The organism is Pseudomonas sp. URMO17WK12:I6 (genome assembly GCF_003253625.1).
Classification (GTDB): Bacteria; Pseudomonadota; Gammaproteobacteria; order Pseudomonadales; family Pseudomonadaceae; genus Aquipseudomonas.
The window spans coordinates 39,486-56,159 of record NZ_QKYZ01000016.1; the positions used below are offsets into that span (position 1 = coordinate 39,486).

Annotated in this window: 11 protein-coding genes and 1 pseudogene; 5 read left to right on the forward strand and 7 right to left on the reverse strand. The window is 51.4% G+C overall.

Translation table 11 applies throughout. The annotated features are described in order from the left end of the window. The first annotated feature begins 92 nt into the window (after positions 1–92). Entirely contained in the window at positions 93–545 is a 453-nt protein-coding gene (locus F475_RS24240; RefSeq protein ID WP_146602954.1) for a hypothetical protein, read from the forward strand. Beyond that, complete coding sequence (locus tag F475_RS24245) at positions 542–3,358, forward strand: glycosyltransferase family 4 protein (protein ID WP_111454887.1); 2,817 nt, start codon at positions 542–544, stop codon at positions 3,356–3,358. Before F475_RS24240 ends, F475_RS24245 begins: the two co-directional genes overlap by 4 nt. Before the next feature lie 61 nt (positions 3,359–3,419). Here the strand turns inward: F475_RS24245 and F475_RS30845 are convergent. The 6 genes and pseudogenes from F475_RS30845 to F475_RS24280 all read right to left on the reverse strand — a co-directional run. Beyond that, positions 3,420–3,533 (reverse strand): annotated as a pseudogene (locus tag F475_RS30845) (cell wall hydrolase); the annotation flags it as partial. A 54-nt stretch (positions 3,534–3,587) separates the two neighbouring features. Beyond that, entirely contained in the window at positions 3,588–4,733 is a 1,146-nt protein-coding gene (locus F475_RS24255; RefSeq protein WP_158538466.1) for an acyltransferase, read from the reverse strand. A gap of 99 nt (positions 4,734–4,832) precedes the next feature. Further along, on the reverse strand, positions 4,833–5,120 hold the full coding sequence (locus tag F475_RS24260; protein ID WP_111454889.1) for a tail fiber assembly protein: 288 nt from the start codon (positions 5,118–5,120) through the stop codon (positions 4,833–4,835). Positions 5,121–5,657: 537 nt separating this feature from the next. Beyond that, positions 5,658–6,365: a glycosyltransferase family A protein gene (locus F475_RS24270; RefSeq protein WP_086944637.1), complete on the reverse strand. Its 708-nt coding sequence runs from the start codon at positions 6,363–6,365 to the stop codon at positions 5,658–5,660. Continuing rightward, positions 6,365–8,722, reverse strand: coding sequence for a glycosyltransferase family 4 protein (locus F475_RS24275; protein WP_158538468.1), 2,358 nt, complete (start codon positions 8,720–8,722; stop codon positions 6,365–6,367). The genes F475_RS24270 and F475_RS24275 overlap by 1 nt, the downstream gene beginning before the upstream one ends. A gap of 666 nt (positions 8,723–9,388) precedes the next feature. Continuing rightward, positions 9,389–11,383, reverse strand: a complete 1,995-nt coding sequence (locus F475_RS24280) for a nucleoside-diphosphate sugar epimerase/dehydratase (protein ID WP_111454892.1) — start codon at positions 11,381–11,383, stop codon at positions 9,389–9,391. A 679-nt stretch (positions 11,384–12,062) separates the two neighbouring features. Here F475_RS24280 and F475_RS24285 point away from each other — a divergent pair. From F475_RS24285 to F475_RS24295, 3 genes are all read left to right on the forward strand, one after another. Further along, the gene (locus tag F475_RS24285) at positions 12,063–12,863 is read left to right on the forward strand and encodes an ABC transporter permease (protein WP_256597240.1); all 801 of its coding nucleotides are present in this window, start codon (positions 12,063–12,065) and stop codon (positions 12,861–12,863) included. 13 nt (positions 12,864–12,876) lie between these two features. Next, positions 12,877–13,620, forward strand: a complete 744-nt coding sequence (locus F475_RS24290; protein ID WP_064616677.1) for an ABC transporter ATP-binding protein — start codon at positions 12,877–12,879, stop codon at positions 13,618–13,620. Between the two features lie 462 nt (positions 13,621–14,082). Then, positions 14,083–15,267 carry an acyltransferase gene (locus tag F475_RS24295; protein WP_111454893.1) on the forward strand — a complete coding sequence of 395 codons (1,185 nt, stop codon included), beginning with the start codon at positions 14,083–14,085 and terminating at the stop codon, positions 15,265–15,267. Positions 15,268–15,606: 339 nt separating this feature from the next. On the opposite strand, the gene F475_RS24300 is transcribed toward F475_RS24295, so the two are convergent. Next, complete coding sequence (locus F475_RS24300; RefSeq protein ID WP_225609238.1) at positions 15,607–16,653, reverse strand: NAD-dependent epimerase/dehydratase family protein; 1,047 nt, start codon at positions 16,651–16,653, stop codon at positions 15,607–15,609. Positions 16,654–16,674 lie beyond the last annotated feature (21 nt).

Below are 16,674 nucleotides of genomic sequence, written 5' to 3' on the forward strand. Positions count from 1 at the left end.
GCCGCCTACATCCATTCAATGACCGTGTTGCACTCAGTTCCTGCATTCACCCTGTTTACCAGCGCTGAATTTTTTCCAAGGACGATAGCCATTTGACTGCCAAGAAAACAACCATGGTTCTGAGCATGCATCGCAGCGGAAACATCGCACTTGCGCGTGCACTCAGTACCATGGGCGTTGAGCTTGGTGCCCCCCTCCATCCGATGGATATGGACCATACGGCCAGTTTTTGGAAAGACAGAGACGTCACTGCTGTCAATAACAAGCTGTTAAGCCGGCTAGACTCTGCCTCGGCGCTTGACCTGCCAGCGCCGACCGAAGATGAGATATCGAAATACATCAATGAGTATCCAGACTCTAGCTCCCGTCACGCTCAGCACCTCGAAAGCGTACGGCTCAACAGCCAGACTGAACCAAAAATACTCGCCAATGCCAACCTGGAAAGCATTTCTTTAAAAACGCAGATCAAAGCGCTAAATACCGAGAATGTAGTGGCACACGGCGCCACAACATCCACAGCAACTTACCGTCGAAGACGACCATGAAAAATAACGAACAAGTAGACCAAGAACAAACCACCATCATTAAACTTTCCGATGAAAATGCCCGCCTCAAATCTGAACTGGCGGATCTAAGCTCCCAGAACAAAAAACTGGAAATTAATCTGGAAAAATGGAAAGCCTCTGAGGCGGGGCTGAAACAAGAGTATATTCAAACACTGTCCAACTCGTGGGAGCGCTTATTTAACTCACGATTCTGGCGCCTGATCAGTTTAACGGACATAAAAAAAAGGCTTCCGTCGATAATTCTTCCCAATGGAGAAGCTTTTGACGAAAACTACTACCTCGAAACTTATCCCGATGTTAAAGCGACCGGCATTCCCGCAGTCGTACACTATCTTTGCCACGGCATCCAGGAAGGCCGCATAGGTGCTCCAAAGCCGATATCGCAGGCTTCTCGCGACTATGCAGGCGAAAATGGCGGACTGCTCCATGAACCGACAGAGCCATTCAACGCCGACTTCTATCGAGCCATGTATCCAGTTCTCGCCTCGCTCGCTGATCCGGAACGGCACTTCCTGGATCACGGGCGGGCCGAAGGCCTGCTTGGCAGTATTCCATCTGTCACTTTGAGTCGACCCGTCGAGTCGCTGCATAATGATAAGCCTACCATTCTGCTAATCAGTCATGAGGCTTCGAGAACCGGCGCCCCTATTCTTAGCCTGAATATCGTTGAACACCTCACCTCGCAATTCAACGTAGTAACCCTGCTGCTGGGTGGCGGACCATTGGAAAAGTCTTTTATAGAGACTGGAGCAATAGTTGCCGGCCCGGTGAATCTTTACCAAAACCAGACATACGCCGATTGGGTAATAGGCAAATTCCTCGATACATACTCATTTCAATTTGCAATTGTGAATAGTTTGGGATCCTATGTAGCACTCAAGCCCTTGGCTGATCGCTATATCCCAACAATAAGTTTAATCCACGAGTTCGCTGAATATAGTCGACCGCGCACGGCCATGCAAAATGCATTGTTGTGGGCAAGTCAAACCGTTTTTTCTGCCGATATTACACTTGACAGCGCAACACAGGTATTGCCAGAACTAGCTTCGTGTCAACTTCCTGTATTGGCGCAAGGCAAAAGCATTATTCCGGGCGACGCACATGATCCAGATCATATTGAAGCAGAGAAGGCGATGCTGCAAAAAATTATGCGCCCGGGTGGACCTGAAGATGACACGATCGTTATATTAGGCGCCGGCTGGGTACAAATCCGCAAGGGTGTGGACCTATTTATCGAGTGCGCGACCCGCGTAATAAATTCACCTATAGGTCATAAGTGCCGTTTTGTCTGGATCGGTAATAACTACAATCCGGAGCAAGATGTTCATTACTCTATGTACCTTCAGGATCAGATTCAACGTGCCGGAATCACGGAGCAATTCAAGATCATTTCCGAAACAGACGCCATCGAGCATGTCTACGCCCTGAGCGACATGATGCTTTTGACCTCCCGTTTGGACCCATTGCCCAACGTTGCCATTGACGCCATGGTCTTGGGCCTACCGGTTTTATGTTTCGACAAGACAACAGGTATTGCAGACATCCTTAAGCGCAATGGCCTCCAGGAAGAGTGTGTCGCGCCTTATCTAGACCCCCACAGCATGGCCAACAAACTCATTCGATTGGCCTCGTCGCAAGAAGCTCGGGACAAGGTCGGAGAGCAGGCCCGATCTCTGGCTGCACGCGAATTCAATATGTCCCGTTACGTCGAACAATTACTTGCCCTTACAGAGGATAATGCAGCTCTGTCCCGTCAGGAGCATGTTGACGCAACCACGATACAACAAGCCGGGGTTGTTGATTTAGACTACTACCCACCGGCAGGTGTGCGGCTATCAACGGCTACGGAAGCTATTCGCCGATACGTACGCTCGTGGACGCGCGGCGTGTTGCGACGCAAGTTATTCCCAGGCTTTGATCCCCGCGTTTACCAGGATATGAATGCATCGGCGATAGGAGCTCAGGATCCATTGGCGCACTTTCTGAGTGCCGGCCGCCCCGAGGGACCATGGAATTGGAAGAACCTTTCGTGGAAAGATCATTCCTCCACCTCCACCTCCACCGATAGTAAGTCGTTGATATTTATAAGCCTGCGCTCTGCAGACTCTATCGAGCAAATCGTCAAGCTTCTCGTGAAAAAGTCAGCCCAGATTAATGTCGTCATTCTTGCTCCGGACGAGCTGGCAGCTATCACCATGAAGGAACGCCTTCAGAAGGAGCGATACTCTGTACTGAATATACTGGTGAGTGAAGATCAGCCATTACTTGCGACTCTCAAACACCTGGCGACCATTCCTTACCAGGATTACACAGCGATCGCGCACATCAACCTGAGTACCGACCCGATCGACATCGATTTCAGCGACCGGGAAACCTATCAGCAGTACCTGATCGAAAACATGATAGGCGGCAAGTATGATGCATTGGGGATCATCGCAGGTCGTCTGAGCGGCGAATCATCCGATATGGATCTGGGACTGGTTTTCCCTGAAGACCCTAACATTCATGACGTTACCGCCAATGCCGAAATCATTTCAAGCCTATGTCAGTCTCTTGGATTCGACGCGCCAGCGTCACACCACCTTCCGTACCCGGTGAGTGGGTCATTCTGGGGGGCACCAACAATTTTGAGCAAGCTGCTCGCGGATGCCGACTGTTGGAAGTCGACGTTAAAGAGCCTGAAGCTTACTGCCGCGGAGCAGGAGCGGATCCTTGCCCGTCTGTTGGCTGAAGCCTGCCACCACCATGGCAAAGACATCGTCACCACCGTGGTTCCGGGCATCACCTATTAACACACGTGAAGGGCACCTTTAAAAACAAAGGTCGCGGTAGGAATGGCAGGTGACTGCCATTCCTACCGCGACCGGTCCAAGCCACTGCGATCTGGCCGGCAAGACTTTCTCCACGCGCCCCCCCCCCCCACAAAGTGCGGGCGAGAATGTCTCGATCTTTTTCGGTGATGGGCATACTTTTCTCCGGGCATAAAAAACCCGCCGGAGCGGGTTTATTTTAATTATTCGATCAGGTTAATGCGGTTGGGCTTCGACTCTCTTGCTTGCGGCCCAGCTCAAAAAACAGACTCTTAAGTCGCGACTGCGCCGGCAACTCAACAAATCGCCACATGCCATATGCAAATACAAAGGTAACAGTTACAAGCACAGGAAATATCGCATCACTTGGCAAAGGCTCAAACATAGCCCTGTTCGCATCATAGAACCTCAACACAACCTGATGAATAAGATACATGGAAAAACTTATTTCACCCAAAACCACAAAAAGGCGTTGTTTTAGAATTTTTGATATCAAGCATTTGTTTATGGCAAAGCACACAATCACCAAACCGAAAAATAGGCCTATTGCACAGTGCGACCAAAACTCACCTGAAGCATCATTCCCAGATCCAGAAAGCGAATATGAAAGATCCACAATACGCTGTATCAAAAACACAACACAGGCTACGGACAAAACCTCAAGCGCGGTGCACAGAGCTAATCCGAACCCCCTCCACCCTTTAATATAATCAAACACTCTAAATAGCAACATGCCCATGAAAAACTCTTGAACCCTGAATAGCGGACTAATATATGCCAGGCCGTGCCCTGAAAATTCCGTCCATTTATCAGGAGAAAAATAATTGCTGCCGCTCAAATCAAAAATATAAAGAGACACACCACCCAGCAGAAGCAAAGCCGCCAGCTTAAAATGCCAATTTTTATTAAGGCCTGATAGCAGAAATGGAAACGCCGCATAAAAAAACAGCTCTGCAGAAATACTCCAAGAGATGCTATTTAATGAAAAATAGTATGCCGGGACAGGAACAACAGATTGGAGAAGTGTTGCGTTTAGAAACGCTACCAACCACCCTTCATTTGAGCCATTCGGCCAATGATACGTAGGGAATAAGACCAGAGCCAAGATAAACGTAAAAATATGTGGAGGCCATATTTTTGAAAACCGCGAAGTATAGAATTTATAAAGTCCGATAGACTCAATTTTCCCGGAGTATACATAGCTTAGGATAAAGCCTGATAAAACAAAGAAAAAAGTCACACCAGAAAAAAGAGGAACTCCTTGCATGAACTCATTGGAAAAAACCAATCCTTTTGCGTGATGCAAGACGATGGCAAACGCCGCGAAAAAACGGAGCGAAGTCAGGCTGTCGATCATACCCTTACTGTCCATTAAGGCTAATATCCTGGCGATAAATTGTTGACGGCCGGGATGCTACCTTATCCTCACTCGCTCCGTCTCGCGTCTATCCTAGATTCAGTTTGCTGGGGCTATCGGCCAGTCAACGGTGGCTGGGTAACCTGGTTGCTGATCAATCTTATTCAGGGCAAGTTTGTACGCGGCATAGGCCTTGAACATGGCTTTATCAGCACCGCTGATAAGGTCAGCCAAAAAGGCGTCAGCCATGCCCGCAGCAGCCTCGTTGGCCTGCGCCAGCAGAGCATCACACGCACTAGTGCGGCGGCTCTCAGCTCGGCGTCTGTCGGTACGGGAAGAAATGGCGCAGCAAATCTCCATATGCCATCTGCTTCCACAGCAGTCCATCTAACTGCCGGGACTGGGGCGGCATCCGTAACGGCCACCCAGATCATATCCGGATGAAACATCTCAGTGATGTCACCATCCGTAGGCAACAGGTATTGCACGACACCATTGGCGATGTTTGCGTACGTTTCATCATGCGTGTTCCCATACGATTACAATGCCAGGAGCGCCAGCCCCCCCCCCCAGTTACTGCTACTGAACTGGCTATATTCACTGTCCCAGCACCTCCAGCACGTGGTGATACAGAGGCGGAACAGATTAAAAAAAGGGGGATTACCGAACACTGCGACCTTGATATCCGGCTCGACCAGAGCGACCAAGCCGTCGATGGATTTAGGGAAGCCCAATACCTTGAGACAAAGGGGGACTAAAGATGGTCACCCCCAAACCCTGCGAGAGCTACGCTTTCGCAGGGTGTTTTATCTTCGGAGGCATCGTCATGATCGATTTAACGCTAGTAAGCATCGATCTCGGCAAGCATAGCTTTCATCTGCACAGCTGCAGCGGGCTTACCGGTGGGGATCGCCAAACCCGCCGTCAACGCGAAAAACGCACGAGTTCGGTCGGCCACGGTACGACGTCGCTGTTATAAGCGCGCGCGCCTTGTGTTCCAAGTCGGCGGCGTATCATATGCACTGTGTCCGGTACGGGCTTATGCGGAAAGCCTTTTGAAAGGGTCGTACAGTTCCAGTGCCAATCCTCGTGCCCATACCCCGACGCCAGTTCGTTCTGGTGGAACGGGAAATCCGCATAGATCTCGCGCGGCGCGAACGACAACGCCTCCCAATAATTGCCTATCTGTAGATAATCCCGTTCGAACTCCGGGTGATCCGAATCGACATGCAACCAGAACAGCCGCTCACGCCCGAACATGATGCTCAATTGCGAATGCGCGATAACTGGTCTACCTATCTCCGTACAGAAACGGTGAGCAGCGACGAGCCAGTTGAAGCTCCACAGGTCGTCCGCATCCAGAAACGTCGCGTAGCGCCCCGAAGCCAGGCTGATCCCATGATTTCGAGCGAGTCCCGGGTCGCCAAAATCGGTCACGACGACCTTCGCTCCCCAGCGATCCGCTTCGGCGAACATGGTGCATGTCAACGCATCGGGACGATCGAGCACAACGATTGGTTCGACAGTAATGCCTTGATCTCTTGCATGATCGATCGCCTCGCGGAAGCTCGAGATCGACGGGCCGCTAAGCACTCCTTCTCTATGGGCCGTCATAATTGCGGAAACTTCCATCACGCACCCACCTTTTCATTCAAAACATCCGACACTTGCTTCGCATAGGCCTGCATGCTGTGCCGACTATGTGCCCGTTCTCGCAGACGCTGCGCCCGGACAATTCGTTCGTGAGGTGCTTCAAGCGCAGCATGAATTGCGCCAACATAATCATCGACACTGCGAACGCCGTCAACCGGCCACCCAGTCTGCTCGTCGATCAGCTCGGGAACCCCGCCCACAGCGCTCGCGACTATACTGACGCCGCGTAGCGCGAGCTCGATGATTATCGTCGGCATGCCTTCCCAGTCCGACGTGAACAGCCAGAGATCCGCATCGTACAGCGGTAATTCGTCGTAGGATGAAAAGCCTTCATGCAGAATCAGGTTGGCCGGAGAGCGGCTGTAATCCGGCGGAGAATTGAGCAGCGGCGTTCCCCAGCACAGGAATTCGACCTCAGGCATCCTGTGCGCGATCTCCTGCACAAGATCGAATCGCTTCTGCCGATCGAGACGGCCGGCCCACAGTACCCTTCGGCGTAGGCGTTTACTCTCGGTCTTGATACTTTCTTCGGTCGCCGTTTGCCCGCCGATATCCCCACGCGGCGGCGAGAATAGTGGAACAATCCGCTCTGAGAGTGACGCAGGCAGGTTGTAGATCTTCGCCAGTTCGCTCTTCATATAGATCGTATCGGTGAACACTGCTCGCAGATGGCCCATCGTTTCCGGGAAAAATATACTCGGATAGCCGGCGCGAAAGCCGCTTGCCGTCTGGTCCCAGCAGAAGAGGTATGAATAAAGATCGATGCTTTCGGACAACCGTGCTCCGAAGCGTGCCATCACGTCCCAGCACAACCGGCTGTTGATGTTGATGATCCAGGACGGCGCGAGCCCCATGAACAGGCCGTATAGCAGAGTTTGCGCTTGGTGGGGTGGAATATCTCGGAATATGCCTGATGCGTCGACAACGTCGACACCAGCAGAGACCCATTCCGGGCGGTCGAAGTGCGATTGATCGGTACGGAGCAATAAAACCGACTTGCCAGGAAACGCCAAGGACACTGCTTCGCAAATCTGGCATGCAACGAGATCAGCGCCTCCCGTGCGAATCCAAGGCACGCAGACGATCATATCGTAGTGATCGCGCGCGAACAGCGCGCGCAGCGCACGACGAGCTATGTTGCGAGCGTCGTGGAATGGCGCTACCTGCACATTACAGATGTCCGATACGTCACCGATGGCGGGCTCGATCTCTAAAGCGCGACTTATCGTCTTCGCGAATGCTGTGGAACGAAGGATGTCTTCGATGACCTGCGTGTAGTGGGGCACACCGCGATACAGTTCACCGAGATCGCCGCCATTACCGCAGGACGACAGGAAATACTTCCAATTGTTAAGACGTGCTGTGCCATCCTGCATGGAGGAGGTGGTTGGCTGAACTACGACCAACCGCGGCTGACTCGATGCGCGCCACCCTTCGAATACACCCTGACTGACGAAATGTTCGAACGCCCACATGTCGGCCGCAACAGATGGATATTGCGCCCGATAGTAAATCTCGTCGAAATAGGGTGTGGGGATGATTTGCTTATCAATACCCTCGCGAAGGAAATGCTGCAAGAGGGTCTCCCCGTCCTGCAGCACTAGACCGCGGTCCTGGATGATACGTCGGTAATGCTCCACGCTGAATAGGGGGCCAGGGGCGATTTCCATTTCCCACGCGGCCGACAGAAAGGCGATCAGACGCTCAATAGCGTCGTCGCTTTCCGTACAGATTCCAGGATCGTCTTCGTAAGGCGAGAACAGCTCCACTAAAATCGCAAATTTGTCGCGACCAAATCGCGCCCACCATGGCTGGGCCGCTGCAACGAGTCGCATGTACTGGTCACGGCCGTCCTTCACCAGGTTGCTCCGACACGCATAAAGCGGCTGGAGTTCAGGCAATGGCGGATGCATGGCTGCGTCACGCGACCAGAAAAACGCGAATGGCGTGCATCCCGCGTCCTCTTCAGTCCGGACGATGAATCTTTCATACCAGTCAGAGTCAAAAAAGGCGTTTGGTGCGCGTCCTTCAGCCTGCCCAGAACGGACGTAATGCAGCAATGGATTGATGTCCGCCTGCGCAACATCGGGATTGCGACCGAGATACCAGGCTCCGTCGAAGAACGCGCTCGGTTGACGCCCTTCCTTCCATCCGTGTTCGAAATAATGCGCAAGTGGATCAGTGACGCTCGCGGCGATGTCAGCGTTCGTTGTTAGATACCATTCCCGGTCAAATAAACCGGACAGCTCCAACAATGTGAAATCGACCGTTCTCTGGCTGCTGGCCACACCCGGCATAAACAGCCCCACCAACCTCTTGATTCTCGATAAAATCATCTCGCAGTTCCTGTTGACGCGCATTATTGTTGAGCAGCCAGCTTGCAGTCCTCTCTACATGAGAGCCACAAACGACGCATGCAACCTATAGTTGGATAGCCCGCGCATGCGACGCTTTACAAGGTCGGAATGAACGATGCTATATATCTTCCGGACGCCGTCGCGCTTGCGATGTCCGAGTGGAAGGGGCGCGCCTAGTATTTCTCACCCGTCGTCCATAAGTGGTAGGTGAGGATCGCCGCCAACGAACTTTACTCATCGCTGAGTGGCCAGACTCAACATCCTTCCGGTGACGGTGCTCGATATCAGCAGGATTAAAAACTGCCCGACATCCGTTTGAGTGCAGTCTAGTTTCGCGATGCGTTGGCAACGGCGGCGCTGTTGAAGCCACCACACTCAACGTGCAAACAGTGTATATGTTACCGTTTGAGACGTAAAAATCTTATTGATTACCCAAGCTTGCGCTTAACCGGCCCCAATACGGCCGACCCAATATCACCGTAGCGAACAGAAACGCCGCCTCCCCCCTGCTCTCGACCATACAATCCGGTGCCTATGTGGCTGCGCACCCAAACGCCAGAAGAACAGCTTTTCCGAAGCAGCCTCCCAAACGTGGGTGATGGGGAAGTTTTGCAAAAAATGTGTCCACTACAGAGTGCGCAAGGATCAGGGCTCGAGGCGACGCTGCTGGTAAATCAAGTCCACGATTTCACCGTCCGGCGCGTAACCACTGACAGTGTCACGCAGAAGTTGGCGAACCCGCGAATAATCATCCCGCTCAACGGCAGACAGCAACTCCATCAAGTTGCGCTTGAGCACTTCCCAAGGCAAATGGTCCTCTTTGGCACTCATGATCATCGGGTGCCGGGTAGCGGACACGTTGTCGCCGATCAGCAACTCTTCGTAAAGCTTTTCCCCAGGACGCAGTCCAGTGAACTCGATGGCAATATCGCCTTGCGGATTTTTCTCCGAGCGAATGCTCAAGCCAGACAGGTGAATCATCTTCTCCGCCAGCTCAATGATCTTGACCGGCTCGCCCATGTCCAGCACAAACACGTCCCCCCCCTGCCCCATGGAGCCGGCCTGTATTACCAGTTGTGCCGCCTCGGGAATGGTCATGAAGTAACGGGTAATCTTCGGATGGGTAACCGTCAAGGGCCCGCCTGATTTGATTTGGCTGTGAAAGCGCGGAATTACCGAGCCAGACGAGCCCAACACATTACCGAACCGCACCATGGTGAAACGGGTCTTGTTGACCCGGGACACATTGGACTTGTCCCCGAACAACACCGGTGCCAACTCACGACTGAGGGCCTGCAAGGTCAACTCGGCCAGCCGTTTGGTGCTACCCATGACATTGGTCGGGCGTACAGCCTTATCGGTCGAGATCAGCACAAAGTTTGCAACACCTGCCTCCAATGCAGCCTGAGCGGTATTGAGCGTCCCGATCACATTGTTCAGCACACCTTCGGCAATGTTGTGCTCAACCATCGGCACGTGCTTATAGGCCGCCGCGTGATAAACCGTGTCCACGCTCCAGGTCTTCATTACATCCAAAAGTTTATGTGGATGACGAATCGACCCCAGTATCGGCAACAATCGGACAGACAACGACTCACGAGCAATGCGATGCTCGAGCTCAGACAAAATACTGTAGAGATTGAATTCGCTATGATCGAACAACAGCAGCGTGGTTGGCCCCAGGGAGAAAATCTGACGGCAGAGTTCGGAACCGATCGAACCGCCCGCCCCCGTCACCAAAACCGTCTTGCCCTTGACGCATCGAGCCAACAAATCAGGCTGCGCCGGCACCGAATCCCGCCCCAACAGGTCAGCAATGTCGACTTCCTGAATGTCATCCACCTTGACCCGACCACTGGCCAGATCAGTGAAATTCGGAACACTGCGCACATGAAGCGGGAAGTCCTCCAGAAAATTGAGAATCTCCCTACGCCGCGCACGAGTCGAAGACGGCAACGCCAGAAGGATTTCCTGAGCACCAGTCACGTCGATCATCTGCTGAATATGCTTGGGCTTAAAGACCTGCAACCCAGCAATCGAACGATCCGCGATAGAGGAGTCGTCATCGATAAACGCCACAGGACGCATCACGCGCCCCATGCGCAACGCTGCAACCAACTGGTTGCCCGCGACGCCAGCACCGTAAATGGCGACCTTGGTCAAACCATCGTCTCGATTGACAAACGGTACATGCTGCGCAGCGGTGAACCAATCGCCCATGAAATACTGACGCATGCACAGACGCAGGCCGCCAATGATTACCAGGCTTAGCCACCAATAATTGAAGATGATGGAGCGCGGCACCACGACTTCGTGATTGCTGTACCAGTAGACGACCACGGCGAGGATCAGCGAGGACAGACTGACTGCCTTGACGATGGCAATCAGCGCGTCATTGCCGAAGTAGCGCATGACGGCGCGGTACATGCCAAAGCGTACGAAAAGGGGAATGGCAATAATCGAGGCACTGACGAACAGCCAGAAATGCGACTTTAGCGGATTGTACATGTCGTCGATGCCGAGGCGGACGATAAAAGCCAGCCACAAAGCGACCCACACCAAAACCACATCGGTGGCGACCTGTATCAGTCTTTTTTGCCTACGAGGCAAACCCAGCAAAACTCTCCGTACTTTATCCATTCAAACTTTCGAGCACGCAGCCCCCCTCCTTTTTACGCGGTCGTTGGTCAGCATTGTAACCTCAATGAGGACGAGATCGCCCAATACTTGCACATGGCAGGGTCCAGGAAGGAGCATTTAACTGAAAGCGCCGCTATAATTCACCCCTCTGACCGGCCTGCCCGACAGACAGCGCACGGAGGCGAAACTCGCTTGAAAACCACGAAACGTTGCTGCCGCGAAACTGCTCGTCGGCAACCATTGGCTAATCGCTCCGCCCGCTTCCGAGCAGGCGATTTATTGGAGCGCTGACGATCAGACGCCGTGACTTAACCCAAAATGCGTTTCTGGAGTGAGGGAAATTTCTTGGGAGTTCACATCTGACCGTGGGATGATGGGATGATAGAGAAAGTGCGAATCATCTGACAGAGATTCTATTTATGATCGCTAGCACACCTGACCCGCTCGACACAAGCACTTATTTTTTGAGCGAATAGCTCAAGCTTGGCATGATAGCGAGCGCGCGCCATACGAAATAGCTGCAGGCTTTATGCTCCCTCCTTGCAACAGGGGGAGGCACTCTACGTGGAGTACATCCCGCGATCGTAAAAAACTGGAAACCAGACGGGATGGAAAAAGTGACACCCCCCCCTCCTACAAGATTACAATCATTGACTGTTTTGACAACCCGGTGTTTCGAATGCTAAACAACTCAATTACCGCCGCCATGGCAGATATAGCGACAGCTGTAAAGCGCTATTCTCTGGTAGGCATGCTCGGATGGCAGGATGTACGTCAACGGTATAGACGCTCTGCTGTCGGACCGTTTTGGCTAACCATCAGCATGGGCGTTATGATTGGTACCATTGGCCTCGTATTTGGCCAAATATTTAACTCCCCCATGAAAGACTTTCTGCCATTTCTTGCAGCAGGTATGATTCTCTGGAGTTTTATTTCTACCTGCGTGTTAGAGGGCTGCACCAGCCTCATCGCCGCAGAAAGCATTATCAAACAACTCCCCATCCCATTATTCGTGCATATTTTACGCACAATATGGCGCAATACTTTGATCCTCGCGCACAACATCGTCATTTTCCCGCTTGTACTGCTGGCTGTTCAGAAGCCATTGGGTCTTGGAGCACTGTTGAGTGTCCCGGGCTTTGCACTGCTTATTCTCAATCTGGCATGGATCTGCTTGATATTGAGCCTTTTATGCGCTCGATATCGCGATCTCCCGCAGATCATTGCGAGCGCCTTGCAAATTGCCTTTTACTTGACGCCAATCATGTGGCTTCCAAGCCTGCTACCAGGACGAGCCGGCACTTATTTACTGGATTTGAACCCCATCTATCACCTCATACAAATCGTCAGGGCCCCCTTGCTCGGACAGGATGTGAGCACTGTTAGCTGGTGCGTGGCCGGGGGCATGGCTCTGTTTGGCTGGTGCATAGCGATCATCATCTATGGCCTCTATAAACGTCGCATTGCTTATTGGCTCTAAGAAGAAAACTATTATGGCTTGTATTGAATTTCATAACGCATGCGTTGATTTCCCTATCTACAACGCAAGTTCTCGCTCTCTGAAAAAGCAACTGATTCAAGTCGCTACAGGCGGCAAACTCAGTGCCAACGACCAAGGCCGAGTGATCGTCAGAGCACTGGAGGACCTTACTTTCTCCCTCAATGACGGAGACCGGGTTGGGTTACTCGGTCATAACGGCGCTGGCAAAAGCACATTACTCAGACTGCTGAGCGGTGTATACGCCCCCTCCGCTGGCACCGCCAGTATCAGCGGCGAAGTCGCTTCCCTCATTGATATTTCATTAGGGATAGACCCGGAGGCATCCGGCAGGGAAAACATCTTCATGCGCGGCATCCTGCTTGGGATGACAAAAAGCGATATTGCAGAAAAACTCGACGAAATCATTGAGTTTTCAGAACTGGGTGACTTCATTGACCTGCCGGTACGCACGTACTCTTCCGGCATGCACTTGCGCCTGGCCTTTGCGGTATCGACGACCATCAGACCTGAAATATTGATCATGGACGAATGGCTGTCGGTAGGAGACGAAGGCTTCAAGCACAAAGCAGAAGCTCGGATGAACGAACTGGTCCAAGCCACCAGCATTTTGGTGATAGCCAGCCACTCCCGTGACCTGGTGCTGCATACATGCAATCGGGTCATTTGGCTGGAGCACGGCAAAATAAAAATGGACTCGGACCCCGAAACAGTTACCCGAGCTTATTTTGGCCACTAATATTTTCGTTCGCGCCTGCAACCCTCAATAAGTTAATAAACCGGTGAACTCATAAAAAACCACTTTATCAAGTTAGGATGAACATTGGTTTTTTATGAAAGTAGCCGTTTAGCCATTGCAGCGTAGAAGCCAAAGCAACAACGCCTCTTGCCAGCTACACCTCATGATGTAACCCGACGCAACAGCCGAAAATGTTTATCTGCATCCAATCCCCCCCAAAAAAACTATCGATAGCCTCGCAACTCCGATTGAACGGGTCATTATGGTGACGTTATTCACCTACCTGCGCTGACGTGCTCGTCAACAAATTCGGCGACCGTGTGAAAACTCCCCCAGCGCGGAGAGAGATGACGCCACCGCTGGGCAACTCCCCCAAAGCTATTGGCCAAGGCTAGCCAAAACAAATAAATATGCCTATTATCCCGCACTCATAGATCAAACGATAAATATTCAAGGCCTGACATGTCAGCAAAACTGGAAACTGGAAGCAATAGACTATTCCCCCTAGAAGCCTATAGGGGAATAGCTGCATTTATTGTGCTTGTTCACCATTTTTTTTTAGGGTTTTCCCCATATACAACTGGATTATTAGGGGACGCACGAAACAAAGACAGTTTAATAGGGCAGCCATATTTTGCTCTTTTTAACGGCACAGCAGCTGTCGGTTTTTTCTTCACCCTTTCCGGGTTTGTTTTATGCTGGTCCTATTTTAATCATGAAAACCCACAAAAACTGCTTCTGGCATTTCTTAAAAGATTTCCTAGACTGGCCGCCACAGTAACGATTACCACTGTCGCAAGTTACTGCTTATTCAAGCTTGGTTTTTACTATTTCCACGACGCTTCACAACTTAGCTTGAGCCCATGGCTTGCGACATTTGCTTACGGATGGACGCCAGGGTTTGAACCGAGCTTCTGGGGAGCTCTAACACAAGGAATAACAACTTTTTTCACAGGAGTAGCTAGCTACAATACAAACCTTTGGACTATGAAACCCGAATTTTACGGCAGCATGATTGTCTTTATGCTTGCATGCTTTATTTCAGTAATACTCGAATACCGCTACCTTATTTACGCCTTCATAATTATTTCAATATCAGCACTGTTCTATAACGACTTCATATTCCCCTTTGTTGCCGGTACATTTCTTTCTGTTTATCTGACCAAAAACAAAAATGAAATCCCCTTCCTCGCCTCCATAGCATTAATTATTTTCGGGCTATACTTGCTCGGATACATGATCCCGGAAAAGTCATACGTTTGGGCTTCAGTCATCCCAGATATTATGAAAGCTCACACCCAAACCTTGCTCCACACACTTGGTTCCGCCTGCATAATTTTCGCAACCATGAGCAATCAAAAGGTTTTTAAAAACCTGAACGGGAAATTTTTAAGGGGTATTGGAAAAATCAGTTTTCCACTCTATCTTGTCCATACCCTTGTGATCTGCTCACTATCAAGCTACGTATATATCAAACTTGCAAATCACGGAATCAGCAACACACAAAGCTTAATTATCGTATTTATTGTCACCGCCACCACTTCAATTGCATTAGCAGTACCACTCTCTCGCTTTGATGACTGGTGGGTTAAGCAGGTTAACACCATCACACGAAAACTATTGAAAGAGAAACAATTAGTCCATTGAGTTCTACACCATAAGACGCACCTGCCAATCACCGACAAATCAGCTACAGTCGCGTCAATTGGTCTTTCATGGATGAAAGGAAATACAGAAACAAGAACGCCGATTTGATTGATGATGTTCGCGGGTGCAAACATATCCAACAAATCGGCGTTCTTATACGTAATATTCTGGAAGGGCATTTCTTTCATCACAACCCGGCCGGATGGCAACCCTTTACAGATCGATTTGACGCCTTATGCCCCCCCGCTTTTGAAGCCTTCCCAGAGATCGTAACCGCCCCATAAGCTCACCTTCCAAGAAGCGGGCTTATGGAGTGTTTACATCGTTAAATCAACGTGCTTATTCCGGATTATCCAATAACCAAGCAGCAAAGCGCTCCAACCCCTCATCGAAACTCACGAAAGGGGCCCACCCCAAAGACTGTTTGGCGCGTTCGATATCCAGGACACTGACAGGCACATCAAATCCTCGACCCGACAAGTACTCACGACTGGCATTTCGCCCCGTGACCCTCTCGATCGCGTCAAGAACCTCATTGAGACTATGTCCGCGCCCTGAACCGATATTGAACACATGCTCTTCACCGGATTGCGCTGACGATGCTAACAACGCTTTCACCACATCAGAGACATGAATGTAGTCGCGTACAACCGTGCCATCGCCCCAAATCTCAACCGTCTCGCCACGCAGGACTTTGCCAAGGAATACGGCAACCGCGCCTTGGCTAGCATAGGTGCGCTGCCCCTCACCAAAGGGGTTTGCAAGACGTAGAACAGTATAATCAAGGCCGTATAAGCGATGGAAAAGCGCCAAATACTTCTCGATCGCCAACTTGGCAATTCCATAGGAACAGGCCGGGTCAGTAGCATGGGTTTCTGGAATAGGTACTTGCGTAGGGTCTCCATACACCGTGCCGCCGGAGGAAATAAAAACAATCTTCCTCAGCCCGGACTTCACCGCGAGGTTTAGCAGGCGGATGGTCGCAACGACATTGCTCTCCACATCGAAGACGGGATCCGCATTTGAAGACTTGGGGAGGGTCGTAGACACCAGGTGATAGCAAACATCGCAACCTTCCAATGCCTTGGCGACTTCGGCCTCGCTGGTGAAGTCTCCTTCGCAAAGCTCGAAATTAGGATGATTGAAGTGGGATTCACCCAACGGCGCCACATTGGGACGATCGAAACAGCGCACAAAATGGCCCTGATCGAGCAATGCGTCTATCAAGTGGGTGCCTATGAAACCACGCCCCCCCAAAACCAGGGACCGCTTAACGGGATTAGGGGAAGTGTTCTCGGAATTATTCAACGTTGCCCTCCAGCGCTTGATATGGTTGAAACTGCCGCCTTGTGCAGCAGCAGACAAGGCGGGCGTGACCTGCCCCATCCTTGGCAACCATTGCAACGA

Coding starts and splice junctions, on each gene's coding strand:
- F475_RS24255 (WP_158538466.1), bottom strand. CDS start 4,733: ATGATCGACAGCCTGACTTCGCTCCGTTTTTTCGCGGCGTTTGCCATC.
- F475_RS24300 (WP_225609238.1), bottom strand. CDS start 16,653: ATGGGGCAGGTCACGCCCGCCTTGTCTGCTGCTGCACAAGGCGGCAGT.
- F475_RS24285 (WP_256597240.1), top strand. CDS start 12,063: ATGCTAAACAACTCAATTACCGCCGCCATGGCAGATATAGCGACAGCT.
- F475_RS24280 (WP_111454892.1), bottom strand. CDS start 11,383: ATGGATAAAGTACGGAGAGTTTTGCTGGGTTTGCCTCGTAGGCAAAAA.
- F475_RS24270 (WP_086944637.1), bottom strand. CDS start 6,365: ATGGAAGTTTCCGCAATTATGACGGCCCATAGAGAAGGAGTGCTTAGC.
- F475_RS24275 (WP_158538468.1), bottom strand. CDS start 8,722: ATGATTTTATCGAGAATCAAGAGGTTGGTGGGGCTGTTTATGCCGGGT.
- F475_RS24245 (WP_111454887.1), top strand. CDS start 542: ATGAAAAATAACGAACAAGTAGACCAAGAACAAACCACCATCATTAAA.
- F475_RS24290 (WP_064616677.1), top strand. CDS start 12,877: ATGGCTTGTATTGAATTTCATAACGCATGCGTTGATTTCCCTATCTAC.
- F475_RS24260 (WP_111454889.1), bottom strand. CDS start 5,120: ATGGACTGCTGTGGAAGCAGATGGCATATGGAGATTTGCTGCGCCATT.
- F475_RS24295 (WP_111454893.1), top strand. CDS start 14,083: ATGTCAGCAAAACTGGAAACTGGAAGCAATAGACTATTCCCCCTAGAA.